Source organism: Pedobacter sp. 01T416_2 (assembly GCF_056398925.1).
This window is the reverse complement of record NZ_JBFTQI010001198.1, coordinates 1-1,092: the sequence shown is the minus strand read 5'-3', so window position 1 is coordinate 1,092 and position 1,092 is coordinate 1. Positions and strand designations below refer to the sequence as shown.

Annotated in this window: 1 protein-coding gene and 1 pseudogene; both read left to right on the top strand. The window is 38.1% G+C overall.

All coding sequences use genetic code 11. The features are described from left to right. Positions 1-467, top strand: a 467-nt coding sequence (locus AC1DPQ_RS28525) for a HupE/UreJ family protein (RefSeq protein WP_477611680.1), incomplete at its 5' end; no start/stop codon positions are given. An 11-nt stretch (positions 468-478) separates the two neighbouring features. Next, positions 479-1,092 (top strand): annotated as a pseudogene (locus tag AC1DPQ_RS28520) (M1 family peptidase); the annotation flags it as partial.

The window sequence follows — 1,092 nt, the reverse complement described above, 5'->3', positions numbered from 1 at the left end:
ATTTAAAACAGGTGCTCATATTGGTTACTGCTTTAACCATTGTCCATTCCTTTACCTTACTTTTAAGCGTATTGGATATTATCCGGTTTGATAGTAAATGGGTAGAATTTTTAATTCCCTGTACCATTGTAATTACCGCAATCAGCAATTTGTTTAGAAAGAATTTTTCCTTAAAATCAATTAAGATCAATTATTTTTTGGCACTTGGTTTTGGTCTTATTCATGGAATGGGCTTTGCAAACTCCATCCGGATAATGCTGGCCAAAGATCAGAATATTGGCTGGGGCCTATTTGGGTTCAATGTAGGCTTGGAAGCCGGCCAGGTTTTTATGGTAATCATCATTCTTTTAATTACCTTTTTAATTTTTAATTATACCCGCATAAAGCGTATGAACTGGGTTTTATTTATATCAGCAGCCGTATTTAGCCTGGCTTTAAAAATGGCTTTAGAACGAATTCCTTTTTAATAAACCATATCATGAATAAACTATTTCCTTTAACCGGCCTGCTATTCTTTTCTGGTAGCCTGRCTATGGCCCAAAATACTCAGAATAACCCAGGGAGTAACCATGGGAATAAGTTTGAGCAGTTGGGCACCATTTTACCAACACCTAATGAACAACGTACAGCGAGCGGAGCGCCTGGTGTTAAATACTGGCAGCAACGTGCCGATTATAACATCAAATGCGAGCTGGATGAAAAAAATCTGTTGTTAACCGGATCTGAAACGATCACTTACACCAATAATTCTCCTGATCCATTAACTTATATCTGGTTGCAGCTTGATGAAAACGAGCATAGCACGGATCGCAATGCGAATTACCAGGATGCGACTAAAATGCCTGCTACCGGAACCACTAAAAATTTAGATCAGTTAAGTGTAACAGGAAATAATGGTTTTGGTATAAATATTACCAAATTAACCGATGCAGCCGGTAAAAACTTACCCTATACGGTTAACAAAACCATGATGAGGGTAGATTTGCCTGTAGCGCTGAGAAGTGGGCAAAAATTTATCTTTAATATCGATTGGAACTATAAAATTTCTGATCGGATGAGTGTTGGTGGCCGTGGAGGGTATGAGTTTTTCCC